This window comes from Sphingomonas panacis (assembly GCF_001717955.1).
Classification (GTDB): domain Bacteria; phylum Pseudomonadota; class Alphaproteobacteria; order Sphingomonadales; family Sphingomonadaceae; genus Sphingomonas; species Sphingomonas panacis.
Genome location: NZ_CP014169.1, coordinates 73436 through 100001, shown reverse-complemented (window position 1 = coordinate 100001; position 26566 = coordinate 73436). Strand labels below are relative to the sequence as shown.

The following is a 26566-nucleotide window of genomic DNA, read 5'->3' as shown; positions in this document are numbered from 1 at the left end:
TCAGTCCTCGTCTTTCGCGGCGCTCTTGCCGAGTTCGGCCTTGAGCGTGAAGCTGTTGGTCGACGCGATGCGCTCGGAACCGGTCAGGCCGGAGGCCACGACGACCTGACCGCCGTTGGTCCGACCCAGGGTCACGGGCATCGCGCGGAAGCCGGTCGGGGTGCGGACGAAGACGAACGGCTTGTCCTCGATCATCTGTACCGCGGCCGACGGCACGGCGACGGTGCGGTCCCCGCCTGCGGGCACGAGGATCGACACATTGACCGTCTCGCCGACCCGCCACGTGCTGCCGGCATTGTCGAGCGTCGCGATTACCGGCACCAACCGGGTCGTCTCGTCGAGGACAGGCGAAACGAACGTCACCCGGCCTTCCTGACGTCTACCGGATGCCGTCACCTCGACGCGGGCACCGGGTTTCACCCGGCCCGCATCGTTCGGCACCAGCGATGTCGTGACCGTGACCTTGGAGAGATTGGCGACGCGGAACAGCTCGGCGTCGGCTGCGACCGTCTGCCCAAGCGTCGCGGAACGGGCGATGACCTGACCGCCGATCGGCGAGCGCACGGCGATGCGGTTGAGTGCACCGCCCCCGCTACCGGTCGCCGACAACTGCTGCTGGGCGAGACGAAGGGCGATGCCCGCTTCCGTGGCGGCCGTGCGCGCGGCGACAAGATCCTGTTCGGGCGATACGCGTTCGGCGAACAGACGTTGCTCGCGGCGCAGGTTCGATTGGGCGAGGGCGGCGCGCGCGCGCGCCGCTTCGACCTCGGCCTTGAGCGAGGCCGCCTCCCGGCTCTCGATGATCGCGAGCGGATCACCGCGCCCGACCGACTGGCCGAGATTGCGGGTCAGCGAGACAAGCCGTCCTCCGACCGCTGCCGACACCACCTGGACGCCTTGCGGATCGCCCTCGATCGTCGCCGACAGCTCGATCGCGCCGGCTTCGCCGCCTACGGTCGGACGCGTGACCTCGATACCAGCGTCGGCGACTTGCTGGGCGGACAGGGTGACGATATCCTTGGGGGCTTCCTTGGCCTCGGCACCCTCGACCGCTTCCGTCTTCCCGGCGCCCGCATTGCCGCCTGCCTCGCTACCGCCCTTGCCGCACCCGGCCAGGAGGATCACGAGTGTCATGGGCGCGAGCGCCCGCACGATGTTCTTCTTCATCGGTCGTTTTCCTCGAGCGAGGGCGCCGCGGCAACGAGCCGTTCCAGGCGTGCCTTGGCGTCATGATAGGTGGCGAGCGCGTCGATCGCGGCGGTGCGCGTCTCGGAGAGGGTGCGTTCGGCATCGAGAAGGTCGAGCTGCCCGAACTTGCCCTCGCGGTAGCCGATCCGCGCGATCCGCGCCGCCTCGGTCGCCGATGCGAGCGCAGGTCCGCTGGCGTTGCGGGCGGACGTGGCCGCATTCGCTACCTCGACCTGGGCCCGGGCAATGTCCTGCGCCGTGTCCAGCTCGGCGGCACGCCGGAGCGCCTGTGCCTGATCGCTCTGCGCGCGGGCCTGCGCCACGCTCGCGCGACCGTTGTTGAAGAGGGGGATCGGGATCGACACGCCGAACACCGCGGCGACGTCGTTCGTCGCTTCGAGACGCCGCGCGCTGGCGCTGAGCGTCACGTCGGGAATGCGCTGCGATCGGGCAAGCCTGACCTGGGCCTCGGCGGTGGTTGCATCGGCGCGCGCTGCGGCGAGCGCAAGCGTACCGGCTGGTGCGATCGGCTGCGCCGGACCATAGCCCTCGACACGGTCATACCATGCCATGTCGAGCGCGTCGGTGACGGGTTGGCCGATCCGGCGCGCCAGATTGTCGCGGGCGACGTCGGCGAGCCGCTGCGCGCGTTCCACGGCGGTTTCGGCGTTGATGCGCAGAACGTCAGCACGCTGTTGTTCGAGCGGCGAGGCACGTCCCGCCTGCACGCGCACGCCCGCCGCGCGCAATGCCTCGCGAGCGATCCCGGCCTGTTCGCGCGCGGTGACGAGACGCCGTTCCGCCGCAGTGGCCTCGATATAGAGTTGGGTGACGGCGAGACGTAGATCGGCCTCGGCGAGGGCCGAGCCGATCCTGGCACGATTGCCGATCGCGTCGGCGACGGCAATCCGCGCCGAACGCTTGCCCCCCAGCTCGATCGGAAACGCCAACCCTGCCGTTGTCTCCGCGCTGCGCACGCCGCGATACTGACCGCTGCCGGCGACATTTTCGGTTTCGGCGACGATAGATGGGTTGGGACGATAGCCGGCAACGGTGCGACCGGCCTCGGCCGCGCGCACGCCCGCCGTAGCTGCTTCAAGCGTAGGCGCGGCTGCGCCGGCAAGCGTCAGCGCGCGCTCGAGCGTGAGCGGGGGACTGGTCGATGCCGGCTCGGATGATTGCGCGTGCGCGATCGACGCGCACGACGCCACGGCCAAAAGGGCCGCGATAAAACGCTGCATGGGTAACGGACTCCTGACGAACGCTGGATTCCGCGCGGGCGTGCCCGGCGGAGCTTAGACGTCGCTCAGGCTTGGGGCGGTCGTAGCGCCGGGTCCGAAGGCGCGCGCGGCATCGGACCCTTGTCCCATGCCGACACGGCTACCCGCAGTCCGGTGACGGACGCCACAGGATCGGGCGCCATCGGAACGCCGATATCGTGGCCGTGGCATCCACCATGATGATGCGGATAGCCCTTCTGGCTATCGGCGGGCACCTGATCGCCATCGCCGTCGACATGGCCGATCGACGTCACCGTGGACACCTCGACGCCTGGCCCCTCGGCCGCGTGCGCGACCGATCCGAACCCGAGCGACAGCACGAGCATCAGACAGAGGAAAAGGGCCGAAAAACGGTGCATCGACCCTGCCCGTAGCAGTTTACCGGCTGCCATGTAACGATCCTTGGAAATCGACGGGCACGGAAGGCGGGAAGGACCGCAACTCGGCACGGGCCTGCCGCACAATCTGGATGCCGCCCGACAATCCCAGCGCGGCCATCAGCGCCGCGACGACAAGATCGGGCCAGGCACTGTTCAGGCCGAACACGCCGCCTGCGGCCAGGACGACTGCGATGTTGCCGATCGCGTCGTTGCGCGAGCAGATCCAGACCGATCGCATATTCGCGTCGCCTTCACGAAAGCGGTAGAGCATCACCGCCACGACGAGGTTGGCGATCAGGGCGGCGACGCCGACGATCCCCATCACTTGCGCATGGGGCGCGGCGCCGTAAACGGCCGCCCAGCCCGCGGCGGCGAGAACATAGAGGCTGAGCAGCGCGAGGGTCGCGCCTTTCAGCATGGCGGCTCGAGCGCGCCAGGTGAGCGCCATTCCGGCGACGCCCAGGCTAATCGCGTAATTCGCGGTGTCGCCGAAGAAGTCGAGCGCGTCGGCCTGCAGCGCCTTCGATCCGCCGGCGATGCCAGCGACGATCTCGACGCCGAACATGCCGCCGTTGATCGCAAGCGCAATCCACAGCGCGCGCCGCCATTTCGGGTCATTGAAGGTGCCCGTCTTGTCGGACGCGCAGCTCGTGCAGGCCATGTTTCCGCCACCTCGATAGAATCGATCCGGCAGCCTATATGCACCCTCTAGTCACTAGAGGGTCAAGCGCCATGTCTAGCCAATTGACGATCGGAAAACTGGCCGGGGCGACCGGCACCAAGGTCGAGACGATCCGCTATTACGAGCAGATCGGCTTGCTGCCGGCGCCAGCGCGATCGGCCTCGAACTACCGGACCTATGACGCCGCCCATCTTCGTCGCCTGTCGTTCATCCGGCGCGCGCGCGATCTCGGCTTCTCGATCGACCAGGTGCGGGAATTGATGGGGCTTGCCGACCGGCGCGACCGATCCTGCATGGCTGTCGATGTCATTGCCAACCAGCACCGCGACGCCATCACTCGCAAGATCGCCGACCTGACGGCACTCGCGTCTGAACTGGATAGCCTGATCGACTCCTGTAGCCGAAACACTGTGGCTGATTGCCGAATCCTGGAAGCCTTGGCGCCCGCTCCCTTAAATGCCGTTGGCTGATCAAGCTGAGGCACACTCGCTTGCGTCGGCCCGTTCCAATCCGCACCGGCGACGAAGAACCGAACTCGCCGGTGGCTGAGGGCGATCCCGCCCTAATTGGGCGTCTTGGAAGGGGAGAACGGAATGGGAGTGGCGGGAAAGCGGGCATTGCGAGGGCAATAAGACACACCGATCCGGACCTAATGCTGCCTTAAATGGAAGGTCGCCCCGCAAGACGCCTTCCTGAAGCAATGGGCACCGGCCAAAGCGGCATGGGCCCGCGGCCAGAAGGTCGTTCGGCTGATCGGCTATGACGCCTCGCCCGCCGACACGCGGCGCTATGCGCACGCTTCCACGCTCGACGATCCGCTCTTCGACTGCCGCTATCCGCTGCGCGAATGGAATTGGACACGCGACCGCTGCATCGCCCGCATCGAGGCTGCTGGCCTTCCGATTTGCCCGAAATCGAGCTGCTTTTTCTGTGGGGCCATTCGTCCGGACGAGGTGCGCGCGCTGCCGCCCTGGTGCCTTCGCCTGATCGTCCTCATCGAAGCGCGCGCCGAACCTCGGCTTCGCACGGTCGAAGGTCTCTGGCGCCGCTCGACCAAAACCAAGCCGGGCCGCATCACCGATTTCATTCGGGGCGAAAGACTTCTTCCCGAGGCCGAGATCGACGCGATCCGCCGCGACGCCCCAACCGACCTCATCCGCTTCCAGGACGCCGCCGGCATCATTCCGCTCGCAGAGCGACCGACGATGGAAGCGTGGATCGAGAACTTCAACGCCGGCCTTTTGGAGGCAATATGACCGACAAACTTTCCCGGATCGCCGAACTCAACGATCGGTGTCGCATCGGTCTCGACCGGAACGCGCGCATCCTCATCACTGCCTGCTGCCTCGCCGCGCTGTCCGAACGCACCGGACCCGCGGCGATCATCCTGGCCCAGGCCGAGGTGCTGGCGGCGGTGCGCCGCTACGTCTTCAGGCCCGAAGACGGCAGGCAGCGTGATCGCGGCGAACTTCTCGTCCGCGACCAGACCATCCGCTTCAAGATCGATTATTATGATCTCGCGCTTGAATGGGGCTCCGAGGATCCCGCTGATCCATCGGTCACCACGCGGGTCATGACAATCATGCTGCCCGAGGATGACTAACTCGGTCGCGAAGACGCGCCAGATCGAAAGAAGAGTGGGGCAGGGCAGGGGAGCGATGCCGCTCGCTGCAAGGAGCAACAAGGTGACCTTTCCAACCGTCATTCACAGCCAGGTCGATCCCGCCGCAGTCACCAAGGTGACGCGCCTGTTCAATAACACCATCGAAGACGTGCTCGCCGAGCTGATTCAAAATGCCCGGCGCGCAAACGCCAGCACCGTCAAGCTGACCGTCACCGCGGCCGACGGCATCGCACAACTTTCGATTGCCGACGACGGCTCCGGCATCGCCGATCCTTCCGTCGTCCTGGCGCTCGGCCGGTCCGGCTGGAATGACTCGATCGCAAGACGCGAAGACCCCGCTGGGATGGGTGTGTTCAGTCTCGCCGGCCGGCACGCCCTCATCCGGTCCTGCCCGAACACCACGGGCGAAGGCTGGCAGTTCGAGATTGCACCCGAGGCCTGGGAAGACGGCCGGGCGATTGCGGTCGATCCTTGCGCCAGGCCACGCGGCACCGAGATCGTCGTCGCCCTCGACACGTCGTGGGCAAACGCGCTTGACAGGGCGGCCCGGAACGCCGCGCGCCATTGCCCGATCCGGGTTCACCTCAACGGCGAACGCCTCGAGCCACAGGACTGGCTCGCCGGTGCCAAGGCGGTCTTTGAGGAAAACGGCGTCCGCATCGGCGTCTTCGACGATCACCGCGCCAACCGGGATAGCGCCTCCATCAACTTCCACGGAGTAACCGTCCCCGGCGCGTTGCCCTCGATCGCCGAAAGCGACGTCAGCTGGTGCGTTCGCGTCGATATTGTCGACGCCCCCGAACTTCAGCTCGTTTTGCCGGCCCGCAAGGAGATGATCGAGAACGACGCGCTGCGTCAGCTCCGCCGGAACGCCACGCGCGCAATCTATCGCCATATCCAAAAGCGCGCCAGTCACCGGCTCCCGTTCGAGCATTGGGCCGAGGCCGAGAAGCTTGGGGTCTACCTGCCTGAGGCCCGTCCCGAATTGATCGAATGGGCACCAGCAACCGCGGACCCCCACAACGGGATAACCAGAAGTAAGCTCACATCGATCGACGAACTCCTCATCGTTGAATCGTTCGCGCCACCGATCGAACAATGCGCGCATTTCGCGCTAGACCGTGACGCCCGCTTCGCCGGTCGGCTCGCCTCACTAGATCCAAAGATGGAAGGTTATTCATGGTACGACCGCCTGTCGCGCATCACGGGAATGGCGTTCGAGATCGAACGCGCCGGCGAAACGTTCCGCTACGATGAAACAAATCTTCCAGGCGTCGAAGGCGGCCTCGTCGACCGTCTAGACTTGGTAATCACCGTCGCGGGCACAACGCCCGAAACCGTCACAATCCCAGCTCCAGTCATGATCGAATATGACGAAGGCAGCTTCTGGACGGTCGACGATGCCAATGTTGTCCTGACCTCCCGCGAAGCAATCACGCCGGCCGAGCTGGTCGATCTCTTAGAAGGTGCCTGCTTTTCCTCCAGCGACGATCGCGACGCCGACAGTTGGGATACGCAGCGTGACCGCTTTCTCCTTGACGCGCGCGAGATCGCGACCCGAATCCTCATGGGCGACGACGCGGCAATACTCGAGCGTCTCAGAGCGGTGCTCGCCCATCGGGTTCAATGGTTCGTCCCCGAGGGCCGAAAGCTTTACGCCAGTATCGGCCGCGATACCTTGGAGCTCGATATCGATCCGTCCGAGCCGATCGACGCCGTCCAGCTTTGAGCATTCCCGACGCTCGGCATCCTGTTTTCTCGACATCAGACCGGAAATCCCCATGCGCCGGATCACTCCAGCCACACCTGATCAGGGCCAAGCCATTGCAATAGCCGTTGAACGACTGCGCGAAGCGCGTACCCTGCTGCGACAGGCCGGCGCCCGCCAGGCTGCCTCGGCGGCAGGCAAAGCGATCAGTAGCGCCGAGGGCGCTGCGCGCCACGTACAACATCGCATCCGGAGGACGATTGGATGAGCCGGCACAATCTTCACCCCAAGGCCGAGATCGCGGACGTCATCAGCGTGACGATCGGCTGGGATCGGCCGCTTCAGACTTTCTTCGCGCAGGTATTCTTCCGCACCGAGGCCGAGGCCGAGGAGGGCGAACCGCTCATCTGGCATGGCACCGCGCCTGGCGAGCTTCCGACCGCCGAGGCCGCGATCGCGATCGTCGCGCCCTTTGCCGACATCCCGACAGACCTCGCCGAACGCCTTACGACCGAGATGCGCACGACGATCGGCGTCAAGGACAGCGACCATCAGGCCACGGCCAAACGGCGCATCTTCGGCTCAATCCACTGATACCGTCCTGAGCGCAAACGCTCCGAGCATCACCACTGTCGTCATCTCCCGCGCCGAACCTCGAATGTTGCCGAGCGTCGGCTCCGTACCCGATAAGTTGATCGATGACGCGCAGCCGCTGCGGCGCGTGAACTGCGACGCACGCCTCGCATCGACCTCAGCCAAGCCAATTTTACCACGAAGGAGTCCACTATGGCCGACCGAGTCTCAGCCTCGATTGCGCTAGGCGGGACGCTGACCGCGTCCACCTTCGCCGAGCTTGTCGACATCATCACCCTTGAAGGCCTATCCGCCAAGTGGGACGGCGAGCCCTTCGAGCCTCGACACAGGGAGATCGGCAAGCCGCTCTATCTCTACGCCCATGAAGTCACCTGGGGTCGTTTCAGTGAACTGGAGGCCTGGTGCTTCGCGCACCGCCTACCATTTACCCGTTGGTCCGGCGGCTGTGCCGGACAATTCGGGCCCGAACGCGTCGTCTTCACCGGGACGGGCAGTCCCAGCCCCTATGCCGTGACCGAGGACGACGAAGTTGTCATCGCCCGCGAGAGGTTGGTGGCTCTGGGCTCCTTCGAGGCCGTGCTCACCTATTTCGACGCGGCCGACGCCACGGTACCGCCGCTGATAGTCGAAGGAGACGCGCTCGCCGAGCCATCGGTACCCGACCTTTCCTAGCCTTAGCCGAGAAAGAATCCATGCCGAATAGTTATACCAAGGCTGCTTTGGGCGTTGCCATCACCAGCACCGACGCCGACATGCCTCTTCGCGAGGGCACGAATACGGTCAATCTCGACACTGCAGGACACCATAGCGCCGTGGCGTTCCGGGCCGCAATCTCGCCGCCTGACCATCCTCTTTCTAGACCAAATGTCGAACGCCGATATCGGAAATGGCCCACGACCTACCACCAATACTTGCCTGGCGCTCACAGAGCGCCATAACGTGCATTCGTCTGGCCAGACCGCTATGACGAACCTTTGCCTGGGGAGCTACTGGTGCCCGAAGAAAATAACCTTGTCGCCATGACGATTGAAGTTGTCGCAAGCTACGTCGCCCACAACAATATCGCCCCGGACGCCGTGCCCGATTTCATTGCGAAAACACACGCTGCGATCGCCGGCATCTCAAGCGAAGCCATCGTTCCTGCGGAAGACGCGCCGCCAGCCGAGACCGAATTCGCGCCTGCCGTCACAGCGCGCAAGAGCCTCGCTTCGCCCGATCACATCATCTCGATGATCGACGGCAAGCCCTACAAGACGCTGAAACGGCATCTCGGTACGCACGGTCTGACCCCTGCCGAATACCGTGCGCGCTACGGGCTCAAGGCCGACTACCCAATGGTCGCGCCCGGTTATTCCGCGCAGCGTCGCGAAGTGGCGAAGCGCCTAGGCCTTGGCCGTAAACCTCGAACCGCAGAAGCGCCCGCTGAGGCGACACAACCAGTGAGCGACGGCGTGATCCCGGAACAGCCAGAGCCGGCGCGCGCCCAAAAAACCAAGGCAGCCACTGTTTCCATTCCCGCACAACCCCCTGAGACACAACAACCGGCGAGCGAGCCCGCGATCCCCCAACAGCCAAAGCCGCGGCGCGCCCGGAAAGCCAAGGGCGACACTATTCCCGCGCCGGCACCGTCCGCCGCTAAGAAACCCCGGCGCCGCAAGGCGGGAACTGCTGAAGCACCGACCGGCGAAGCCTGACACCGTACCGCCGCTGGCATCTGTAACGACTAGGACGACCCGACGGCGCCGAAGTGGCGCCAGGTCGGAGCGGCGCTGGCGCGCCTTACTCGGCCGAACGGCCGAGGAGCTGAGTGGGGGAGAGAGTGTGTTCGAACAAGGGGTTCGAGCAGCACATCTCAAGGATATTCCCCATGAACATCGGTACCATCACCCAGAACGCCAGCGGCACCTACACCGGCAAGATCTCGACGCTGACCGTCGCGATCGTCATCGCCCTGCGCACGGTCCAGTCGACCAACCCGCGCGCCCCCAAGTTCGAAATCCTCGCGCTGTCCGCCGCCCGTCAGTGGGTCCAGGTCGGCGCGCTGTTCGAGCTGGCTTCCAACTCGACCGGCGAGACCTTCCTCAACGGCAAGATCGAGGATCCCAGCCTCGACAAGCCGCTCTACCTCTCGGCCTTCCGCCAGGAGGACGGCTCGTACAACATCGTCTGGTCGCGCCCGACCCGCCGCCGCGACGCGCCCACCGACACCGCCGCCTCCGATGACGGCCTGCCGCCGGTTCCCGGCGCCGACGCGCCCGTTCCCCCGGCGGGTCCCGACGGCCTTGGCGACTCCTCGGCCGAGGGCGCGTTCGGCAACGAGCCCGCCTCGGGCGGCCGCCGCCGCGGTGCGCGCACGCCCGAAATGGCCGACTGAACCTCGCCATCGCACTCCCCCGACCGCGCGCCACAACCGGCGCGCGGCCCCTCACAGGGCTCGCTTCGCTCCCCCAGCGAAGCGGGCCCTGTCTTCGTTCACCCAATATCTGGCAGGAGATGCACTCTGTCCGCCATCACCCAGCGCCTCTGCGCGCGAGGGGAAGCCCAATTCTAAGCCGGACGCTAGGCCAACTTGCTAAAATGGCCATATTTGCTATTATGGGAGTATTCCAAATGTTCGAGAACGCCATGACCGTTGAAACACCGCTCGCGCGAACGACCAGAGATCAGGTCCCGCTCACGACCTTCCACAATCATACGGGTCAGTATCTCGACCTCGGTCGACGAACGCCTGTGACCATCACCAAGCATGGGCGGCCGGATATCACGATTGCGGAGGCATCTTATTTCGACCGGATAGAGCGCATCGCCGCCGGTCAAATCCTCGCAGTGCTCGACCTCAAAGCAGTCGATGCTGCCGACATGACCGACGAGCATGCCGCACTGTTCGAAGCCGCCCGCCCGACACCCGAGGAAATTGCTGCCGACCGATGGAACGATGACGCCGCCTCCTAAAGTCGGCGACATTCTCCACTATGTCTACCTGTTCACGCACGAACAGGAGGCTGGCCGCGAGGAGGGCATCAAAACGCGTCCCGTCATGGTCGCACAAGTCGATGGCGCGCGCGTGTTTACTCTGGCGATCACTACCAAAGCCGACAAGACGGGCTCGACGCTGCCGATTCCGGACGCCGTCGCCGATCGCGCCGGGTTGGCCCGTGGAACGTCGGTCATCGTCGATCAATATAATCACTTCACCTGGATCGGATACGATATCAGGCCGGTTACGGCCGAACCGTCTTATGTCGCCGGCCGCATGCCGCCCGGGTTTACAAACACGATCCTCTCCGCACTGCGAGCTAACGCCAAAGGCATCAATCGGGACTGACGCCTAGCTGCCCACCCGCCGGCGTCTCGCTCCGAGGCCCCGCGGTTGCCCTCGCCAAGCACCCGCGCGCCCGCATAGGCGGCTCACCGACACCCCGACAGCCGACGCCTGACACCGTACCGCCGCTGGCATCTGTAACGACTAGGACGACCCGACGGCGCCGAAGTGGCGCCAGGTCGGAGCGGCGCTGGCGCGCCTTACTCGGCCGAACGGCCGAGGAGCTGAGTGGGGGAGAGAGTGTGTTCGAACAAGGGGTTCGAGCAGCACATCTCAAGGATATTCCCCATGAACATCGGTACCATCACCCAGAACGCCAGCGGCACCTACACCGGCAAGATCTCGACGCTGACCGTCGCGATCGTCATCGCCCTGCGCACGGTCCAGTCGACCAACCCGCGCGCCCCCAAGTTCGAAATCCTCGCGCTGTCCGCCGCCCGTCAGTGGGTCCAGGTCGGCGCGCTGTTCGAGCTGGCTTCCAACTCGACCGGCGAGACCTTCCTCAACGGCAAGATCGAGGATCCCAGCCTCGACAAGCCGCTCTACCTCTCGGCCTTCCGCCAGGAGGACGGCTCGTACAACATCGTCTGGTCGCGCCCGACCCGCCGCCGCGACGCGCCCACCGACACCGCCGCCTCCGATGACGGCCTGCCGCCGGTTCCCGGCGCCGACGCGCCCGTTCCCCCGGCGGGTCCCGACGGCCTTGGCGACTCCTCGGCCGAGGGCGCGTTCGGCAACGAGCCCGCCTCGGGCGGCCGCCGCCGCGGTGCGCGCACGCCCGAAATGGCCGACTGAACCTCGCCATCGCACTCCCCCGACCGCGCGCCACAACCGGCGCGCGGCCCCTCACAGGGCTCGCTTCGCTCCCCCAGCGAAGCGGGCCCTGTCTTCGTTCGTGCGAAAGCGCCCACCCAATTCGTCTTGCAATCTATCCGGAAAATCCGTACTTTCCGGATAGGAGATTAGGTATGCCCCAGACTGCCAGTTCCGTCGAGGTATCGAAGTCGTTTGGTCGCTTCAGCCGCCAGGCGCTCGAGAGCCCGCTCACGATCACGCATCATGGCCATGAGAGCCTCGTGCTCTTGTCGCACGCGGAATATCTGCGCCTCAAGAGCCGTGACCGGCAGGTCTATGCGATCGACGAGGTGCCGGACGATATCGCAGAGGGCGTGCGCGCTGCGCGGGCACGCGCGGCGGCCGCGGCGTTCGACCATGAGGTCGGCCCCATCGCGTGACTATTCCTGATCCGGTTCCAGGCCTCGTCATCCGATACGCATACCTCTGGAGCCATGAAGCAAAAGCCGGCCAGGAAGAAGGCAGCAAGGACTGCCCGTGCGCCATCCTGCTGACCGCAACAACCAAGGCCGGCGCCAAGATGGTGTCCGTCCTGCCGGTGACGCACACGCCCCCGGCTAACCCTGCGCTGGCGGTCGAGATACCGGTCGGGACCAAGGCCCGCCTCGGTCTCGACGATGATCGGTCCTGGGTGATCCTCACCGAACTCAACCATTTCCAATGGCCTGGCCCCGACCTCCGTCCGGCGCCCGGTGATCCCACCGGCGACGTGGCCTATGGGTCGCTGCCGGCGAGCCTCTATGAGACCATTTGGACCCGCTGGCTGGCCGTCTACGACGCCGGCAAGATCGCACAGGTGAACCGCTCGTCCTGAGGTCGCAGCGCTGCGGTCGTGGCAATTCTATCCGCCGAGCTGACGGCGCCCGCCGCTCGGACCTTGCGAGAGGCCGGACATCGACATGCTGGTCCCCGCTCGTCTCCGGGCCTGCGGCCTTTCTTCGCCTGTTCCCGACACCTGCGGCGGGACGGTCCCGGACCACAACCCCTTCCCGTCGCCCGTGTTGCCGCTACGCGGCTGCCCGCGCCAGCTCCCTTTCAGGGGTTCCCCTGCGCATGCGCTTCGGTGTGGGCCAAGCCCGCACGCCGCTCATCGGTGTCACCGGCGGGAAGGCCGCTGGACCCAATGAGGAGCAAACCCATGAACAACGTCAACATCACCGGTCGGGTCGCGAAGGATCCCGAGACCCGCGGCGGCGTCACCACCCTCATCGTCGCGACCGATCGCGTCAAGCTCAAGGACGGCAAGACCTATGTCGACGAGGCCACCGGCTACACCGCCAAGGAAACCGAATTCCACAAGGTCACCTGCTTCAACGGTCTCGGCAAGGCCGCCGCGTCGCGCGAGAGGGGCAACGTCGTCGCGATCACCGGCCGGCTCCATTATTCGAGCTGGGAAGACCGTGACGGCACCACGCGCTACGGCTGCGAGATCATCGCCGACAAGATCGACTTCTTCTGACCTGGACGGGGCGGCGCCTGCGGGCGCCGCCACGATGCCGCGGCGAGGTCTTGACGCTTACCCTCACTCGCCTCGCAGGTGCGGCAGAGCGGCCTCAACCGCGGCTGTCGCTTCCGGCACGTAACTTTGCCACATCGGTTTGCCCTCGAACCGCGTGTTTTCGGGATTTCCCTGGCGACGGCACAGTGCGCGCGCGGCTGCCTCGATGGCTTTTTCAAGGTTCGACATGCTCAATTCTCCCGGACGTATCAAACGACGGCGGATTGGGTGACGGGATGGCCGATACTATGACGCCATCCACGAAAGAACCACGACCGCCGATAGAAACTCGGCCGTCCCGCCGCAACGCCGCGCCGCTATACATGGCAAGTCTCATGCCCAGCCCGGCTTTGACCTCCCCGATCGACCCGTTCGCCCAGGAAAGCTGCGGACGATTTGCTGCTAACCCGGCCACTTCGCGTCCGGGGCAAATCGAATTCTCTCTCTAACATCTCGGTATCAGACAAGCTTCATCGCCATAGTCTGATGAGCTTAAGGCCTTTTCTCAAGGATGCGCGGTTCCCCCAATTTTCACAGGATCCGCCACTTCGCTTCGCTTTCGTTCTGGACCCTGAGAAAATCGGCTCCCCCACGCCCCGCTCGCGCGGCGCGGGGAGAAGCCCCGCGTCCCTGACAAAAGGTCGCCAGCTCATCCGATGAGATTTCATCTTTCATCCAATCCCGGATGAGAGACATGACTTGTTCGGAGGCTATTATGACTTCTTTCAACAACTTCGCCGACCTTGCCAGCCACATCGCGGCAACGCGCGTGAACGAGGATCTGACCGAAACCTACGAGGGTGCGTTCATCGAGCATAGCGAGATGGCGAAGCTCAGCATCGTCGACGCGCCCGAAGCGCTCGACATGCCCGATCCCGAGCAGGTGCGGGCAGCCGTCGAGATGATGATGATGACCATGTTCGACGTGCTGCGCGACACCCGCATGGAGCCGTTCGCGACCGACCTCGTCTGGGGTTTCGCCAACAGCTTCCACGTCGTCGCCAAGCGGATCGAAGGCCGCGAGGACGACGCCGCCAAGAAGCTCGGCGAGCTCGCCCGCGCCTATGACCCATCCGAGATCTACGCAACCGAACTGGAGGATACGCAACTGCTCTGCCAGACGCTGCAGGGATGCCGCGAGGCGATGGAATGCATGCGCGACCATGCCGCCGAAATGTACCGCGTCGAGACCGGCAAGCCCTTCTCGCCGGTGCGTGGCAGCCGGGTATCGAGCGCGCTCAACGCATCGATGATCGACGCCCGCGACTATCTCGCCTCCCGCGCCCGTGAGCGCCGCGAGCAGTTCGCCCCCGAGGGGCCCGTCGTCGCTTTCTCCGGCGGTCAGGTTTGGGAGGATGGCGAGCTCCTGTGGAAGGGGCTCGACAGCATCAAGGCGCGCATCCCCGAAATGATCCTGGCGACTACCGCACAGTCGAAGGGTTGCGATGCCGTGGCACACGCCTGGGCCGCATCGCGCGGCGTAAAGGTCATCCAGTTCCGGCTCGATCGATCCCAGGGCAACCGCGCAGCCTTCGTCCGAAACGACCGCATCCTGAACCTCAAGCCGGTCGAAGCGGTGATCTGCGAGGGCTCGGGCATCCAGCAGAACCTTGCCCAGAAGCTACGCCAGGCAGGGGTGCCGCTGCACGTCGTCCGTCTCGCCCAGCAGCGTGTCAAACGGCAGGCATGACCCCCGTTGGAGAGGTTCCGGCTTCCGCTGGAGCCTCTCCTCCTTTTTCTGCGTCGCAATGCGGCGCTCGGGGGCATCGAGCCCCGTCGCGCCGCGGAGACTGAGCGCATGCGCGCCCGACGTCTCGCAGCCCGCTGAAACGGTAAAGGGGAGGGGGATTGGAGGTGCGGTTCAACAAGGGAGGACGAGATGTCCATCACATTCCGCATCGCCACGGCAGCCGACGACAGGGACGGCCCGATCGCCACTATCACCGCCCGCCAGCTTGCCGCCTTCCGCACCTATCTGCGCGAGGAGAGCGTGCGGATCGGCGCCGTCCTGCTCGATCCCGACGGCGCCGAAGACGCGTTCCTCTCCTATCATTTCGAAGCACGCGTCTGCCCGCTTGCGCTGGCGTCGGTCACCAAGGTCTTCGAGTTCGCAACCGACGTCATCAGCGTCGTAGAGGAAGCACAGTTTCGAAGCCGGCGCGTCAGCATCTACCGCCGCGAGCCGACGGCCACGATCAATATGCGGGTGGCGCTCACCTCGGACCTCGGGCTTGAACTCGACCTCGCTTCGAGCAACGCTTACGCGCTGCTCGAAAGCCTCGGTCTGCGCCCCGACAGCGTCGGCGAAATCCCGATCGACACGATCCGTACCCGCCTCGCCAATCCGGCAGTCCGCCGGCGTGCCGCCGAGGACGGCGTCACCGGTTATGTCGAGCGGCTGGACAGACTGCTCACGCTCGCCGTTACCGGAGATTCTTGCCGCCTGGAATGGGCATAGCCTCCGCCCACTCCGGACGACGAGGGAAGGGCGCGTCCGTCGCGGGCGCGCCTTTTTTTTGTCCGCTTGGATCAGCGCCCTACCAGCCTTCAGCACGTTCCGGCCGCAGGGCCCGGTGGCTGCTTCACCAGCAATGTATCGATCGCCATCTGCAAATGGCAAGTGGCGATCTGCTCGTTCACCGCGTCCAGAAGGCCCAACGCCTGTCGCATCAGCGCGAGCGCCATCGCCTTCGTGACGACCGGGTTCTTTTCGTAAAGATTCATTTCCCGCACCCAGGCACCAGCATCGTCCCGGAAGTGCCGAAGTGCCAATCTTCCAACAACTCCCGCGCACTGGGCGCGGGAGCCGGGGCTGGTAACACGCCGAGACATGCGCCTACGCTTTTAGTGCCGAGACACCTGGACATATGCGCAGGCACCCCGGCGTGAGATCACACCGAGTTGCCGTTTCTCAGCGGGATTACCAGTCCCGGCGCTGCCCGTTTCGCAGCGCGGATCGGAACTAACACAGGCACATCGCCGCACCAACCCAAAGGCGGCACCCGCCGAATGTGCGCACAGCGGCGTCCTAAGAAATGCCCTTCCGAAGCTTTAGCCGAGCCTGTCGCCGACACGGCGGATATTGTAAATGTCGATCGTCGGCGTCCACTAACGAGGTTTTATGACCGACAATGAGATTGCATTCCGAGCGGCGATCAACCTGCTCAGGGACTCCGTCGAAAGCGGAAAGATGCCGTCGGGCGAAAAGCTCACGGCAGAAAGCCGCGCGCTCCATGAACGCGCCGCCGAGCATCTCGAAGAATTGCTGCGATCGAACGCGCAGAAGCGGTCATGGTGCACCGATCGACGAGATCCGAGCGTGGCCACGCGGCACGGGATCAGTGATTATCGCATGCGTCAGCCAGGGTTCGGGCGTTGCTGGTCCTGGATCGACCGTCGAGGCCCCATCAGAGGATAAAAATCTCTCACAGAATTCCGAGCATGTCGTTGAGGGAGCCGCCGCGTCAAGGACGGCGGGGCCCCACCATTTTCTTCGGCGGATCGGACGTGGGCGTTCCCTCTTCGGCGCCGCGGCCGCCGAAGAAAATCGTGACCCCCACCGCCGCTTCGCGGCGCCGGCTGTGCCGGCGTCCCTGACCCGGCGGCTCCCTCAACGACGGCCATTCCCCTGTCATTCAAGACGACAGGAGGCACATCATGCAGATCATCTCGACCGCCGCGCACGCCGACACCGCCAACTATCTCGCAGCACTCGCCTTCGCCGAACGCCGCGCCTTCCACAGCTACTTCGACCAGCACGTCATCGAGGACGAACGCGGCGCCTACACCGCCATCGACGAGGGCGACTATGACGCGCTGCCGATGACGCTCATCGACCGGGTGGTGCACACGGTCCCGGGACGGATGTCAGACGAATATTGAGCACATCAGGGAGGGGCTTCGGCCTCTCCCTTTTTTGTTGGGAGAGAAACGGACATGGGGGGCATCGAACCCCCCATGTCCGTGCCGCGCCGTTGGCGCGGCGGGATGGCCTCAGGCGGCCAGACGCTTTTCGACAGCGTCGATTCCGAGGGCCTTGATGCGGTCGGTCAGCGCCGCCAGTCTTTTGGCTTCGAGCTTGAGCAAACCCGACTTTTCGATCGTCGTAATCGCCTGCTCGCGCTCTTTCTCCTCCAGCCTCCTGCGTCGCTCATCGAGCCGACGCGCATCTTCCTCGAACGCCAAGCGCTCCTGTTCCAGTGTCTTTGCCATAAGGGCCTCTTGTTCAACGCTAATCGGGCTGTGAACTGGTCAAGTATAGCGACTTTGCCAGATCGCTGGAAGAAGAGGATGAACGGGTCGGGGGCGCATCGGGCTGGTCGCCCGATGACGGCTCTATTCGCTAGAGATCCCGCCGCCCTGCACGGACGCCGGGATCAAAGCTCACGGAGCCAAGGACTGCGTCCTTGTCTCCGCCCTGCCGGGTCACGATCCTCGCCTGACCAATGGGGCCGGTGGCCCCAATTGACGCGCGCTCGGGCCTTGCGTCCCAGCACGCATGGGGAGGGCATCGCTTCGCTTGCCCGTCCCCGATCGCGCTGCGTGGCTGCTTTGCAGCCGACGCCTTGCGCATTCCGCCCGTCGGCGGCGCTTGGCCCAGCCGGACCCGCTAACGGCGCCCCAGCAGACATCACCAGACGACCCAGGGACAAGGAATCGGTCTCTGAGGATATGCACACCCTACGCACCTGAAGGTGCAAGGTTTTCGTTGTTTCACAACGGTTTATCGCGCGTGAAGGCGCGACTACGCTGTAGTACGGCTTTTGCTGCGACCCGAAAGCGCGGAAATCGGCCATTTCTGCGTAGTCTCAGAGACTACGACACTTGAGCCAGCGACGATCAACTTGCCGTGCAAGCCTCGCTACGCTATAAGTCTGCCATTCTTCAGTCCCCACCAGCCTCCCTGCTAGGAGGTTGGTCTTGGCTACAAGCTACCGGCACTATAATGTGCGGCTCGAGCGGTCCCAATGGGATCGGCTGAGCGCGATCGCCGCCGAACGCAAACTCAGCGTCGCCGATATCATCCGGTCGGCCCTCGACGTGTTCCTCTCCTCGTCCGATCTCCTGAGCGCGAGCCAGCGGCGGCTCGCCCGGATCAGCGAGTTTCAACAGCTCGCTTTGGACGTCATCATCCGCGAGCAATATCCCGAACTGCGTGACCGGCTCGTGGCCGAAACCGACAAGCGTCTGGTCCAATATCATGGCGCGTGAGGACATCCGCTCGAACGGGAAAAACATCCCGCTGACCCATCACAGCGCGCGTGGCCGCGTGCAGCGCAACTCGGGCAATTTCACGCGTGGCAGCCAGCTTCTCACACATGAGATGCTGATGTGGTTCTCGGGCGCTAAACTGCCCATTATCGCCTGGTTCTTCGCCTTCCTCGCCGCCTGGTTCATCATCCTCTCGCTCCGTCTCGACGAACATGGCTTCCAACTCGTCTGCATGAAGCTCTATTCGGCGCTTTGGAACTGGGTCGACCTCAACCCGAACAAGCGCGTCAACGTCACCCTGCCCAACGGCGAGATCCTCAAGACCATAATGCCAGCGGTGCCCTATATCCCCGCCGTCCAGAAGGCTTGGGACACTACCATCCACGCGCTGATCGGCTCGCTTCTGGTGTCGCTATTCGTCATTGCGCCGATCGCGATCTGGTTCGTCGACATCTCCCGCCGGCGAGGCAAGACCATACTCCAGGAGCGCCATGAGCGCGGCGCGATGCTCGTCGAACGCGACGTCCTCTTCGCCGAAATCGCCCAGCACAACGTCGCCAAATTCGAGGACGATGCACGCCAATTCTTCCCGCGACTGAGCCCTTCGGCGGTGCTGCGCCTCCCGTTCGCCGAGCGGAAATCCGGCGGCATCCACCACGCCTATTCGCTGGCCGGCGTCCCCTATCCGCACCGCATGGAGCAGTCGCACACGATGCTCATCGGCACGACCGGATCGGGCAAAACCACCGAGCTTCGCAGCCTCGTCGCGCAGATGCGCGCGCGCCAGGACAATGCCGTCATCTTCGACCTGACCGGCGCCTATGTCGAAGCCTTCTACGACCCCGAGCGGGATACGATCCTCAACCCGATGGACCAGCGCTGCCCGGCCTGGTCGATCTTCAACGACTGCCGCACGCATAGCGAGTTCACCGCTGCCGCGGCCGCGCTGATTCCGTCCGACGGCGGCTCGTCAGAGCCGTTTTGGGCGCTCGCCGCACGCACGCTCTTCATCGAGATGTGCATACGGCTGCAGGAGCGCGGGCAGACCACCAATCTGGCGCTCTCCGAGAACCTCATGACGGCGGACCTGAAGCGGGTGCATCGGTTCCTCGCCAACACCATCGCCGACCCGCTGACCGCCCCTGAAGCCGCCCGGATGGCGGAATCGATCCGGGCCGTCTTCAACACCAATGCGCAGGTCCTGCGCTTCCTACCCGACGAGGGAGAGCAGTTCTCGATCCGGGACTGGATCACCGGTGACAAGCAGCCCGGATCGATCCTTTTCATCACGTCCAACTATGTCGATCTGCCGATGAACCGGGCGCTGCTGACGCTCTGGATGGACCTGTGCATCAACCGCCTCATGACCATGCCGCGCACCCGTTCGCTGCGGACCTGGTTCATGTTCGACGAGCTCGGCGCGCTCCATAAATTGCCGGCGATCGAGAACGGGCTGCAAACCGCGCGCGCGTTCGGCGGCGCGATGATCCTCGGCATCCACAGCTTCGAGAAACTGGTCGAGGTGTACGGTGAACAGGGCGCTCGCAACCTTGCCTCGCTCGCTCGCTCCAAACTCATCCTCGCGACCGCCGATCTGGATACGGCCGAGCAGTGCGCGCGCTACATCGGCAACCGCGAAGTGCGCCAGATGGATGAGGCCTATAGCTACGGCTATAACAACAATCGCGACGCCTCGACGCTAACCCCGCGCAAGCAGGTCGAGCCCCTCGTCATCGCCGATGACATCACGAACCTTCCGTCCATGCACGGCTTCGTGAAGTTCCCCGATGGCTTTCCGGCAGCGCGGATTCTGCTCGAATGGCAAGACTATCCCCAGGTCGCCCAGGGCTTCATCGCCCGACCCAATATGGCCCCCGTGCGGTCAAGGCGCGGAGAGGAAGTGTTCGCCGACGAGGGCGGTGCGGGAGGCGAGGCAGGGGGGCGTGATGGCGCCGCCCAGATCGTCGAGGAAGTGGTCGAGGCGACCAATCTCGCCAAGGACATGGCGGCGCGGATCCTCAGTAGCCCGACCGAGGAGGAGAATGCCGAGACGATGCGCGCGGCACAGCGTAGCGACGATCGTAACGAGCAGACGACGCCTGCTACCCACGCGGCCGACAAGGCGCAGGCGGCGCGCGACAAGCCCGAGGAGCAGGTCGTCGGCACGCGCACCAGCGACGAGCGCCGTGAGGGTCGCGATGCGCAACCGCGCGAGACCCAGGTCGAAAACCAAAGCCTCGTCGAGCTGAGGGAAGGCTTTGCCAGCGGGCGCGATACCGGTGGCATGGATATGGGGATCTAGGGCGTGCTCTCGGTCGCCTCGGTCCGCTCCGCCTCGGGTGCCGCGAACTATTTCGCGAAGGACGATTTCAAGGACAATTACTACACCGCCGACGGCTCGGCCGAGCAGAGTGCGTGGGGCGGCGCAGGGGCCGAGACGCTCGGCCTCGAAGGCGAGGTTTCGAAACAGGCTTTCGAGGAAATCCTGAGCGGCACGCTGCCGTCGGGCGAGGGCGTCGCGAGGCACGAAAACCGTCGCAACGGCGTCGACCTCACCTTCTCTGCCCCCAAATCGGTGTCGCTCATGGCCTATGTCGCCGGCGACAAGCGCGTGCTCGCCGCCAACATGACCGCCGTCCAGAAAACCATGGCTTGGGTCGAGAAGAATCTCGCGGAAGGTCGCAAGGACATCGAGGGCCGCAAGGTGCCGGTCCAGACCAGCAATCTCGTCTATGCGCTGTTCCAGCACGACACCAGCCGCGCGCTCGATCCCCAGGCGCACATCCACGCCGTCGTCGCCAATCTGACCCGCATGCCCGACGGCAAATGGCAGGCGCTCCATGCCGACAAGCTCTGGGCGAACAATGCGACGATCGGCGCCATCTACCACGCTTATCTGCGCGCCGGCCTCGAGACGCTCGGCTATCAGGTCGAACTCCAGGGCAAGCATGGCACATTCGAGATTTCGGGGGTGCCGAAGACCGTCATCGACGCGTTCAGCCAGCGGCGCGAGGCGATCCTCGAAAAAGCCGCCGCGCTCGGCATCGTCTCGGCGAAAGGGCGCGACGGCGTCACCACCACCACCCGCGACCCCAAGCTCAACGCCGGCGATCGCGACGGTCTGATCAAGGGCTGGATCGACAAGGCGGCGGCGCTCGGCTTCGACGGCAAGGGCCTTCTGGCTTCCTCCGAGGCGCGCGCCGGCGCCAGCGTCTCGGACAGCCGTGTCGAGCGTGGGTATCGCGCCGTAGCCGATGCGATACAGGGCGCGCGCGAGGTGATCGGAGGCTTCCTCCGCCCGCACGATCCGTTGGTCGATTCGGGACTCACCCGCATCACCCTGTCGCCCGCCACCGCGCGAACCCAGCTCGCGGTCGCATCCGCCGTGCGGATCCTGTCCGAGCGCGAGGCGGCGTTCAACGTTCACTTGCTCGCGAAGACCGCACTCGACCTCGGCCTGAAGGGCGTGACGATCGACAGCGTCGAAGCGCGGGTCGGGCGGCTGATCGAGCAGCGCCAGCTCATCCCGGGCGTGCCCCGCGACGGCGACAAGAACATCTCCATGGTCACTACGGCCGAAGCGCTGCGCACCGAGGAAACGATCCTGAAGGCGGTCGAAGCGGGGGCGGGCAAGGCGGTGCCGGTGATCCCTGCGACAGAGGCGCCAGAGCGCCTGCAGGCCATCGCCGATCGTCCGCTCAACGCCGGCCAGCTCGCGGCCGCCACTTTGATCCTGTCATCGGAAGACCGCACCATCACGGTGCAGGGTGTCGCCGGCGCCGGCAAGTCGACGATGCTGCAGGCGGTCGCGCGCGTGGCGGAAGCCGAAGGCCGCGACATCGTCGGCCTCGCCTTCCAGAACAAGATGGTCGCGGACCTCGCCGACGGTGCCGGCATCAAGAGCCAGACGATCGCCTCGTTCGTGCTCGCTAACGAGCGGTTCGTAACCGAGCGCGACACGCCGCGGTTCGAGGCGGCGCAGGCGAAGTTCGCCGGCGCGATGCTGGTGGTCGACGAGACGTCGATGGTCTCGAGCGACGACATGCTCAAGCTCCACCGGATCACGGAGGCGCTCGGCATCGACAAGCTCGTTCTGGTCGGCGACCGGCAGCAGCTCTCGTCGATCGACGCCGGCAAGTCGTTCGCGATGATCCAGGCCGCCGGCGGCACGATGGCGCGCATGGACGAGAACATCCGCCAGCGCACCGACACGCTGCGGACAGTCGCGGCGCTCGCCAATATCGGCAAGGCGGGCGAGGCGATGAAAGTGCTGGGCGAGAACGTCCATGAGAGCGCCAGCGCGCCCGAGACAGCCGCCGAGATGTGGTTGGCCCTAGCGCCAGACGAGCGCGAGGCGACCGCCGTCTTTGCGTCGGGCCGCGCCTCGCGCGCGATCATCAACCAACGGATTCAGGACGGCCTAGCTGCCGAGGGCACGGTGCGCGGGCAGGGGATCCACCTCACCGTCTATGAGCGCGTCAACCACACGCGCGAAGAGCTGCGCTATGCCTCTACGTACCAGCCCGGTCAGACGCTCGACGTCGGCCGGGGCGGGGCACTGGACGTCGGGCTCGAGAAGGGCCGCTACGACGTCACCCGCGTGTTGCCCAATGGAAAGGTCGAGCTCAGCGACGGCCGCCGCAAGATCCGGTTCGATCCCCAGCAACTTTCGCCGACCGAGAAGCGCGATCGCCTCGAACTGACCGAGAAGAAGGACCTCCATATCCGCGAGGGCGACCGCATTCGCTGGACCGCCAACGACAAGCCGCGCGACCTTCATAACGCTGCGCTCGCGCGGGTCCTGACCGTCGACGTCAATGGCGTCACGGTCGAGACCGCGAGCAGGGAGCGGCTCACGCTCGACCTCGGCGACCCGATGCTCTCCCGGCTCGACCTTGCCTATGCGCTCAACATGCACATGGCCCAGGGCATCACCACCGACAAAGCCATCACCGTGATGGACAGCCACGAGCGCAATCTTTCGAACCAGCGAATGTTCAACGTCGGCGTCACCCGCGTCCGGGACGAGCTGGTGATGGTCGTGGACGACAAGGCGAAGCTCGAGCGCCAGCTCAACCTCAATCCCGGCAACAAGACCTCGGCGCTCGAGACGCTGGGCCGCCTCGACATCGACAACAGGAAGGGTGGCGGCGCGCCCGTGAAATTCGATCCTGGCCCGATCGACGGCATCAATCTGGCCGACCAGCCCGACATTCTCGGCGACCTGCCGCCGATCCCCGAGGGGCCAGTCGCGCCCGCGGTCGTGGGGCAAGCCAATGATCTCAAAGCGCCGCCCGACCTCAAGCCGGACGTCAAGGGCGACCTGCTGCCACCGCTGCCCGAGCGCAGCCTTGGCCTCGATTTGTGAACTGTCGGCGCGGTGCCGGCACATTGGAAGGAGACTGACCATGGCGTGGGATTTTGACGAAGGCGGCAAGTTCGGCAGCGAGAAGGCAGCCGAGGATTATGCGCGTCGCAATGGGCTCAGCGAAGCCGATTTCCGGACGCGACGCAAGGGCGACCAGGTCGAGCTGGAGATTCGCTGCTCGGCCGTCGACGGCCGAGCGCTTCGCGACAGCAATGAGGGCCGCAAGGACGGCTGGTTCTGAGCGGCCACGCGCAAATCCGGAGGGAAACGCATATGCACCAGCTGACCGACCAGCTTGGTCGACTATCGATGGGGCCGATCATCTTCCTCGTCTGTCTCGTCGTCCTGCTCGGGCTGCTCGCGCCGCTGAAGGCGATCGGTGGACCTCCGGCGCCGGTCGCCAAGGCGTTCATGACCCCGCGCGAGCAGGCCATGCTGTCGGCGCTCGAGCATGTGCTCCCGATGTACCGGATCCATGCTCAGGTCGCTATGGGCGCGCTGCTCGCCGCGCCCAGGCGGCCGGGAAGTCGGTTCAACCTGGCCGACCGAAACGCCTTCTCGCAAAAGATCATCGACTTCGTCATCGTGGATCCGACCATCGGCAAGGTGGTCGCTCTGGTCGAACTCGACGACCGTTCGCACGACGCGGTGAAAGACCGACTGCGCGACGCCATGACGGCGCGGGCGGGCTACCAGACGATCCGCATTCCCGCGTCGGCCCGGCCGACTATTCCGACGGCGCTGGCAGCGGTCGGCCATTTGCGCGACGTCGAGCTGCTCCACGACCGCGCGAATGCGTGAGGTGGTCCGATGGACATATGCCTGTTCCTATTTACTCGTTTTCCGCACAGCCTGCGTTCAGACCGCCGTTCCAGCAGAAGCGGCTAGCGCCTGTGTTAGACCAGCGATCTATGTTAAGTTGCATGCCGCCTCTCTTACTATGGAGACCCAGTAGGTGTTGCCTGCCGATCGTCACATGCAAATCTACTCGGAGAGGAAGACCACGGAAGCGGAGCAGTTGATCGGCTCCGCCAAGATTGAGTTTGGTCATATGCACAACACTAAAAACGGTGGTGAGCGATCAAGGGAGGTCGCCCCACGGGATGCAGACGAACGACGCTGCTGATGGAGGCCGCGTTGTCAGCCTAACCCGCATAACGTGTTTCGAGTAGATCGAGTTCGCGGATCAGCTTGCGCGCCAATTCGCTGCCCAGTTCCCGCTTTCGTACCATCCGAAAGATTTGCGCGCGCTCCGCCTTGAGGGCGGCAAGCCGCATATCGCGCTCGATCCGCTCCGACCGACGACCGAGCGCATTGTCTTCAGGTGTGCCTCGGCGATTCTCGATCCGCTCGCGATAGCCGTCCATGATCCGCGACGCGGCGGCCACATAGAGATCCGCGTCCTTGCGGCCTTCGGCCAAGTCATGCTGGACCTTTTCGATGGCGGCGATCGCCGCCTGCGCGGCTTCGATCCGCGCATGATCCTCCTCGGCCTGCCGCGATGGCTCGGCCGGCATTTCAAGCCCGTTGAGCAGCCAGGGTAGGCCGATGCTGGCGACGACCAGCGAGACGATGATCACCCCCATGGCGAGCAAGATGGCTAGGTCGCGCGCGGGAAACGGGCTGCCGTCGGTCATCGCAAGTGGAAGCGTCAGTACACCCGCCAGCGTGATCGCACCTCGGACGCCGGCAAACGACATCGCCGCGACAATCCGCCAGTTTGGCGTCGTCTGCTGACCGGTCTGTCGGAACACCGTCAGCCGGAATGAGATCCACACCCAGCCGAAACGGAGCGCCGCCAAGCCCAGGTTGATCGCCAGCACATAGACCCCCAGCCACCAGGGTTCGTGATGCCCGGTCAGCCGCACGGTCTCGGCCGCGCCCGAGAGGATTATCGGCAACTGCTCGCCCAGCAGCACGAAGATCATGCCGTTGGCGGTGAACTGGATGACGTCCCATACGGTGTTGCGGCGGATACGGGTCACCGCCAGCGCCTGGCCGCCACTCTCGATGAAACCCATGGTGAGGCCGGCGGCTACGGCGGCCAGGATACCCGAGCAATGGAGATGCTCGGCGATGAGATAGGCGCCGAACGGGATCAAAAGGCTGATCAGGATCTGCGAACCGCTGTCTTCGCCTAGGCGGCGGCTGATCCAGTTCTTGACGCGGCCGACCGTCCAGGTGAGGCCGGCGCCGACCGCGATACCGCCGAAGGAGACGTACAGGAAGTTGAGCGCGGCATCATGAACCGAGAAGGCCCCGGTCAGCGCCGCGGCAATGGCAAAGCGCAAACAGACCAGGCCCGAGGCGTCGTTGAGCAGGGATTCGCCCTCAAGAATGTGCATCATCCGCCTCGGAATCGGCACGCGTTGCGCGATCGCCGTAACCGCGATCGGGTCGGTCGGCGAGACGACCGCGGCCAGCGCGAAGGCGACCGCGAGCGGGATCGCGGGCACCATCCAATGGATGAACAAGCCCATGCCGATCACGGTGAAGATGACCAGACCCAGCGCCAGTTCGAGAATGGTCACGCCATCTTTGAATAGCTCTTCACGCGGGATGCGCCAGCCGTCGAGGAACAGCAAAGGCGGCAGGAAAAGCAGGAAGAAGATTTCGGGATTGAGCGTCACGCGCCAGTTTGCCGCCAAGCCGATCACCGCTCCGAGAGCAATCTGCACGAGAGGCCGGGGGACAGGCAGCGGAAGGAGCCTGGAGATGACGCCGCTGACGACGACGGCGACCAACAGGGCAAGAACGATCGTGATTGCTTCCAAAATGCGCTTTCCGTTTGCGGGGCGGAGGGCGCGCCCTCCTGCCCTTATGGCAAGACGATCCGCTCAGGACCAGCTTGGCGCG

30 protein-coding genes and 1 pseudogene are annotated in these 26566 nt (G+C 65.0%); 23 read left to right on the top strand and 8 right to left on the bottom strand.

Going from position 1 to position 26566, the window contains the following annotated elements:
- The 4 genes from J0A91_RS23685 to J0A91_RS23670 all read right to left on the bottom strand — a co-directional run bounded on the left by J0A91_RS23685 (position 1) and on the right by J0A91_RS23670 (position 3509).
- Positions 1 to 1167 (bottom strand): efflux RND transporter periplasmic adaptor subunit, encoded by a 1167-nt coding sequence (locus tag J0A91_RS23685; protein WP_069207681.1) that lies wholly within the window; start codon positions 1165 to 1167, stop codon positions 1 to 3.
- Complete coding sequence (locus tag J0A91_RS23680; protein WP_069207680.1) at positions 1164 to 2429, bottom strand: TolC family protein; 1266 nt, start codon at positions 2427 to 2429, stop codon at positions 1164 to 1166. The genes J0A91_RS23685 and J0A91_RS23680 overlap by 4 nt, the downstream gene beginning before the upstream one ends.
- 65 nt (positions 2430 to 2494) lie before the next feature.
- The gene (locus J0A91_RS23675) at positions 2495 to 2860 is read right to left on the bottom strand and encodes a hypothetical protein (protein WP_240502336.1); all 366 of its coding nucleotides are present in this window, start codon (positions 2858 to 2860) and stop codon (positions 2495 to 2497) included.
- On the bottom strand, positions 2847 to 3509 hold the full coding sequence (locus tag J0A91_RS23670) for a cation efflux transmembrane domain-containing protein (protein WP_069207678.1): 663 nt from the start codon (positions 3507 to 3509) through the stop codon (positions 2847 to 2849). Before J0A91_RS23670 ends, J0A91_RS23675 begins: the two co-directional genes overlap by 14 nt.
- 71 nt (positions 3510 to 3580) lie before the next feature.
- Here J0A91_RS23670 and J0A91_RS23665 point away from each other — a divergent pair, with 71 nt between their 5' ends.
- The 14 genes and pseudogenes from J0A91_RS23665 to J0A91_RS23600 all read left to right on the top strand — a co-directional run bounded on the left by J0A91_RS23665 (position 3581) and on the right by J0A91_RS23600 (position 13092).
- Complete coding sequence (locus J0A91_RS23665; protein ID WP_069207677.1) at positions 3581 to 4000, top strand: MerR family transcriptional regulator; 420 nt, start codon at positions 3581 to 3583, stop codon at positions 3998 to 4000.
- A 183-nt stretch (positions 4001 to 4183) separates the two neighbouring features.
- Positions 4184 to 4786: pseudogene (locus tag J0A91_RS23660) on the top strand (hypothetical protein); the annotation flags it as partial.
- The gene (locus J0A91_RS23655) at positions 4783 to 5133 is read left to right on the top strand and encodes a DUF3768 domain-containing protein (RefSeq protein ID WP_069207676.1); all 351 of its coding nucleotides are present in this window, start codon (positions 4783 to 4785) and stop codon (positions 5131 to 5133) included. The pseudogene J0A91_RS23660 and the gene J0A91_RS23655, both read left to right, overlap by 4 nt.
- 82 nt (positions 5134 to 5215) lie before the next feature.
- Complete coding sequence (locus J0A91_RS23650; RefSeq protein WP_150127129.1) at positions 5216 to 6883, top strand: ATP-binding protein; 1668 nt, start codon at positions 5216 to 5218, stop codon at positions 6881 to 6883.
- 243 nt (positions 6884 to 7126) lie between these two features.
- Complete coding sequence (locus J0A91_RS23645) at positions 7127 to 7456, top strand: hypothetical protein (RefSeq protein ID WP_069207674.1); 330 nt, start codon at positions 7127 to 7129, stop codon at positions 7454 to 7456.
- A gap of 192 nt (positions 7457 to 7648) precedes the next feature.
- Complete coding sequence (locus tag J0A91_RS23640) at positions 7649 to 8128, top strand: hypothetical protein (protein ID WP_069207673.1); 480 nt, start codon at positions 7649 to 7651, stop codon at positions 8126 to 8128.
- A gap of 320 nt (positions 8129 to 8448) precedes the next feature.
- Positions 8449 to 9150 (top strand): Ros/MucR family transcriptional regulator, encoded by a 702-nt coding sequence (locus J0A91_RS23635; protein ID WP_069207672.1) that lies wholly within the window; start codon positions 8449 to 8451, stop codon positions 9148 to 9150.
- Positions 9151 to 9323: 173 nt separating this feature from the next.
- Positions 9324 to 9830 (top strand): DUF736 domain-containing protein, encoded by a 507-nt coding sequence (locus J0A91_RS23630; RefSeq protein WP_069207670.1) that lies wholly within the window; start codon positions 9324 to 9326, stop codon positions 9828 to 9830.
- Between the two features lie 236 nt (positions 9831 to 10066).
- Complete coding sequence (locus J0A91_RS23625) at positions 10067 to 10408, top strand: type II toxin-antitoxin system prevent-host-death family antitoxin (protein ID WP_240502335.1); 342 nt, start codon at positions 10067 to 10069, stop codon at positions 10406 to 10408.
- The gene (locus J0A91_RS23620; protein WP_069207671.1) at positions 10392 to 10781 is read left to right on the top strand and encodes a hypothetical protein; all 390 of its coding nucleotides are present in this window, start codon (positions 10392 to 10394) and stop codon (positions 10779 to 10781) included. Before J0A91_RS23625 ends, J0A91_RS23620 begins: the two co-directional genes overlap by 17 nt.
- Before the next feature lie 285 nt (positions 10782 to 11066).
- Complete coding sequence (locus tag J0A91_RS23615; protein ID WP_069207670.1) at positions 11067 to 11573, top strand: DUF736 domain-containing protein; 507 nt, start codon at positions 11067 to 11069, stop codon at positions 11571 to 11573.
- Positions 11574 to 11746: 173 nt separating this feature from the next.
- Positions 11747 to 12013, top strand: coding sequence for a hypothetical protein (locus J0A91_RS23610; protein ID WP_069207669.1), 267 nt, complete (start codon positions 11747 to 11749; stop codon positions 12011 to 12013).
- The gene (locus tag J0A91_RS23605) at positions 12010 to 12447 is read left to right on the top strand and encodes a hypothetical protein (RefSeq protein WP_069207668.1); all 438 of its coding nucleotides are present in this window, start codon (positions 12010 to 12012) and stop codon (positions 12445 to 12447) included. Before J0A91_RS23610 ends, J0A91_RS23605 begins: the two co-directional genes overlap by 4 nt.
- A 324-nt stretch (positions 12448 to 12771) precedes the next feature.
- Entirely contained in the window at positions 12772 to 13092 is a 321-nt protein-coding gene (locus J0A91_RS23600) for a single-stranded DNA-binding protein (protein ID WP_069207861.1), read from the top strand.
- Positions 13093 to 13155: 63 nt separating this feature from the next.
- Here the strand turns inward: J0A91_RS23600 and J0A91_RS23595 are convergent, their stop codons facing one another.
- On the bottom strand, positions 13156 to 13320 hold the full coding sequence (locus J0A91_RS23595; RefSeq protein ID WP_169833233.1) for a hypothetical protein: 165 nt from the start codon (positions 13318 to 13320) through the stop codon (positions 13156 to 13158).
- A 526-nt stretch (positions 13321 to 13846) separates the two neighbouring features.
- Between J0A91_RS23595 and J0A91_RS23590 the strand changes: the two genes are divergently transcribed.
- A complete protein-coding gene (locus tag J0A91_RS23590; protein WP_069207667.1) occupies positions 13847 to 14821 on the top strand; it encodes a DUF2493 domain-containing protein in 975 nt (324 codons plus the stop codon).
- A 189-nt stretch (positions 14822 to 15010) separates the two neighbouring features.
- Complete coding sequence (locus J0A91_RS23585; protein ID WP_069207666.1) at positions 15011 to 15589, top strand: hypothetical protein; 579 nt, start codon at positions 15011 to 15013, stop codon at positions 15587 to 15589.
- Between the two features lie 89 nt (positions 15590 to 15678).
- Here the strand turns inward: J0A91_RS23585 and J0A91_RS23580 are convergent, their stop codons facing one another.
- Positions 15679 to 15903 (bottom strand): hypothetical protein, encoded by a 225-nt coding sequence (locus J0A91_RS23580; protein ID WP_150127128.1) that lies wholly within the window; start codon positions 15901 to 15903, stop codon positions 15679 to 15681.
- A gap of 349 nt (positions 15904 to 16252) precedes the next feature.
- On the opposite strand from J0A91_RS23580, the gene J0A91_RS23575 reads away from it, so the two are divergent.
- Complete coding sequence (locus J0A91_RS23575) at positions 16253 to 16549, top strand: hypothetical protein (protein ID WP_069207665.1); 297 nt, start codon at positions 16253 to 16255, stop codon at positions 16547 to 16549.
- Between the two features lie 239 nt (positions 16550 to 16788).
- Positions 16789 to 17013, top strand: a complete 225-nt coding sequence (locus tag J0A91_RS23570) for a hypothetical protein (protein ID WP_069207664.1) — start codon at positions 16789 to 16791, stop codon at positions 17011 to 17013.
- A gap of 111 nt (positions 17014 to 17124) precedes the next feature.
- On the opposite strand, the gene J0A91_RS23565 is transcribed toward J0A91_RS23570, so the two are convergent.
- The gene (locus tag J0A91_RS23565) at positions 17125 to 17343 is read right to left on the bottom strand and encodes a hypothetical protein (RefSeq protein WP_069207663.1); all 219 of its coding nucleotides are present in this window, start codon (positions 17341 to 17343) and stop codon (positions 17125 to 17127) included.
- A 708-nt stretch (positions 17344 to 18051) separates the two neighbouring features.
- Here J0A91_RS23565 and J0A91_RS23560 point away from each other — a divergent pair.
- From J0A91_RS23560 to J0A91_RS23540, 5 genes are read left to right on the top strand one after another with little or no spacing between them, the layout of a single operon-like run.
- Positions 18052 to 18342 carry a hypothetical protein gene (locus tag J0A91_RS23560; protein ID WP_069207860.1) on the top strand — a complete coding sequence of 97 codons (291 nt, stop codon included), beginning with the start codon at positions 18052 to 18054 and terminating at the stop codon, positions 18340 to 18342.
- Positions 18332 to 20644, top strand: a complete 2313-nt coding sequence (locus tag J0A91_RS23555; RefSeq protein WP_069207662.1) for a type IV secretion system DNA-binding domain-containing protein — start codon at positions 18332 to 18334, stop codon at positions 20642 to 20644. The genes J0A91_RS23560 and J0A91_RS23555 overlap by 11 nt, the downstream gene beginning before the upstream one ends.
- A gap of 3 nt (positions 20645 to 20647) precedes the next feature.
- Positions 20648 to 23710 (top strand): MobF family relaxase, encoded by a 3063-nt coding sequence (gene mobF, locus J0A91_RS23550; protein ID WP_069207661.1) that lies wholly within the window; start codon positions 20648 to 20650, stop codon positions 23708 to 23710.
- 40 nt (positions 23711 to 23750) lie between these two features.
- Positions 23751 to 23951, top strand: a complete 201-nt coding sequence (locus J0A91_RS23545; protein ID WP_069207660.1) for a hypothetical protein — start codon at positions 23751 to 23753, stop codon at positions 23949 to 23951.
- Between the two features lie 32 nt (positions 23952 to 23983).
- Positions 23984 to 24511, top strand: coding sequence for a DUF2726 domain-containing protein (locus J0A91_RS23540; protein ID WP_240502334.1), 528 nt, complete (start codon positions 23984 to 23986; stop codon positions 24509 to 24511).
- Between the two features lie 344 nt (positions 24512 to 24855).
- On the opposite strand, the gene J0A91_RS23535 is transcribed toward J0A91_RS23540, so the two are convergent.
- Positions 24856 to 26484 (bottom strand): Na+/H+ antiporter, encoded by a 1629-nt coding sequence (locus tag J0A91_RS23535; protein ID WP_069207659.1) that lies wholly within the window; start codon positions 26482 to 26484, stop codon positions 24856 to 24858.
- Positions 26485 to 26566: the final 82 nt, after the last annotated feature.

Bases quoted from the DNA above. Each gene is read 5' to 3' on its own strand.
- J0A91_RS23670 (WP_069207678.1), bottom strand. From the start codon at position 3,509: ATGGCCTGCACGAGCTGCGCGTCCGACAAGACGGGCACCTTCAATGAC.
- J0A91_RS23600 (WP_069207861.1), top strand. From the start codon at position 12,772: ATGAACAACGTCAACATCACCGGTCGGGTCGCGAAGGATCCCGAGACC.
- J0A91_RS23655 (WP_069207676.1), top strand. From the start codon at position 4,783: ATGACCGACAAACTTTCCCGGATCGCCGAACTCAACGATCGGTGTCGC.
- J0A91_RS23620 (WP_069207671.1), top strand. From the start codon at position 10,392: ATGACGCCGCCTCCTAAAGTCGGCGACATTCTCCACTATGTCTACCTG.
- J0A91_RS23645 (WP_069207674.1), top strand. From the start codon at position 7,127: ATGAGCCGGCACAATCTTCACCCCAAGGCCGAGATCGCGGACGTCATC.
- J0A91_RS23570 (WP_069207664.1), top strand. From the start codon at position 16,789: ATGCAGATCATCTCGACCGCCGCGCACGCCGACACCGCCAACTATCTC.
- J0A91_RS23565 (WP_069207663.1), bottom strand. From the start codon at position 17,343: ATGGCAAAGACACTGGAACAGGAGCGCTTGGCGTTCGAGGAAGATGCG.
- J0A91_RS23555 (WP_069207662.1), top strand. From the start codon at position 18,332: ATGGCGCGTGAGGACATCCGCTCGAACGGGAAAAACATCCCGCTGACC.
- J0A91_RS23595 (WP_169833233.1), bottom strand. From the start codon at position 13,320: ATGTCGAACCTTGAAAAAGCCATCGAGGCAGCCGCGCGCGCACTGTGC.
- J0A91_RS23610 (WP_069207669.1), top strand. From the start codon at position 11,747: ATGCCCCAGACTGCCAGTTCCGTCGAGGTATCGAAGTCGTTTGGTCGC.
- J0A91_RS23545 (WP_069207660.1), top strand. From the start codon at position 23,751: ATGGCGTGGGATTTTGACGAAGGCGGCAAGTTCGGCAGCGAGAAGGCA.
- J0A91_RS23575 (WP_069207665.1), top strand. From the start codon at position 16,253: ATGACCGACAATGAGATTGCATTCCGAGCGGCGATCAACCTGCTCAGG.
- J0A91_RS23540 (WP_240502334.1), top strand. From the start codon at position 23,984: ATGCACCAGCTGACCGACCAGCTTGGTCGACTATCGATGGGGCCGATC.
- J0A91_RS23590 (WP_069207667.1), top strand. From the start codon at position 13,847: ATGACTTCTTTCAACAACTTCGCCGACCTTGCCAGCCACATCGCGGCA.
- J0A91_RS23585 (WP_069207666.1), top strand. From the start codon at position 15,011: ATGTCCATCACATTCCGCATCGCCACGGCAGCCGACGACAGGGACGGC.
- J0A91_RS23680 (WP_069207680.1), bottom strand. From the start codon at position 2,429: ATGCAGCGTTTTATCGCGGCCCTTTTGGCCGTGGCGTCGTGCGCGTCG.
- J0A91_RS23625 (WP_240502335.1), top strand. From the start codon at position 10,067: ATGTTCGAGAACGCCATGACCGTTGAAACACCGCTCGCGCGAACGACC.
- J0A91_RS23615 (WP_069207670.1), top strand. From the start codon at position 11,067: ATGAACATCGGTACCATCACCCAGAACGCCAGCGGCACCTACACCGGC.
- J0A91_RS23665 (WP_069207677.1), top strand. From the start codon at position 3,581: ATGTCTAGCCAATTGACGATCGGAAAACTGGCCGGGGCGACCGGCACC.
- J0A91_RS23640 (WP_069207673.1), top strand. From the start codon at position 7,649: ATGGCCGACCGAGTCTCAGCCTCGATTGCGCTAGGCGGGACGCTGACC.
- J0A91_RS23685 (WP_069207681.1), bottom strand. From the start codon at position 1,167: ATGAAGAAGAACATCGTGCGGGCGCTCGCGCCCATGACACTCGTGATC.
- J0A91_RS23630 (WP_069207670.1), top strand. From the start codon at position 9,324: ATGAACATCGGTACCATCACCCAGAACGCCAGCGGCACCTACACCGGC.
- J0A91_RS23675 (WP_240502336.1), bottom strand. From the start codon at position 2,860: ATGGCAGCCGGTAAACTGCTACGGGCAGGGTCGATGCACCGTTTTTCG.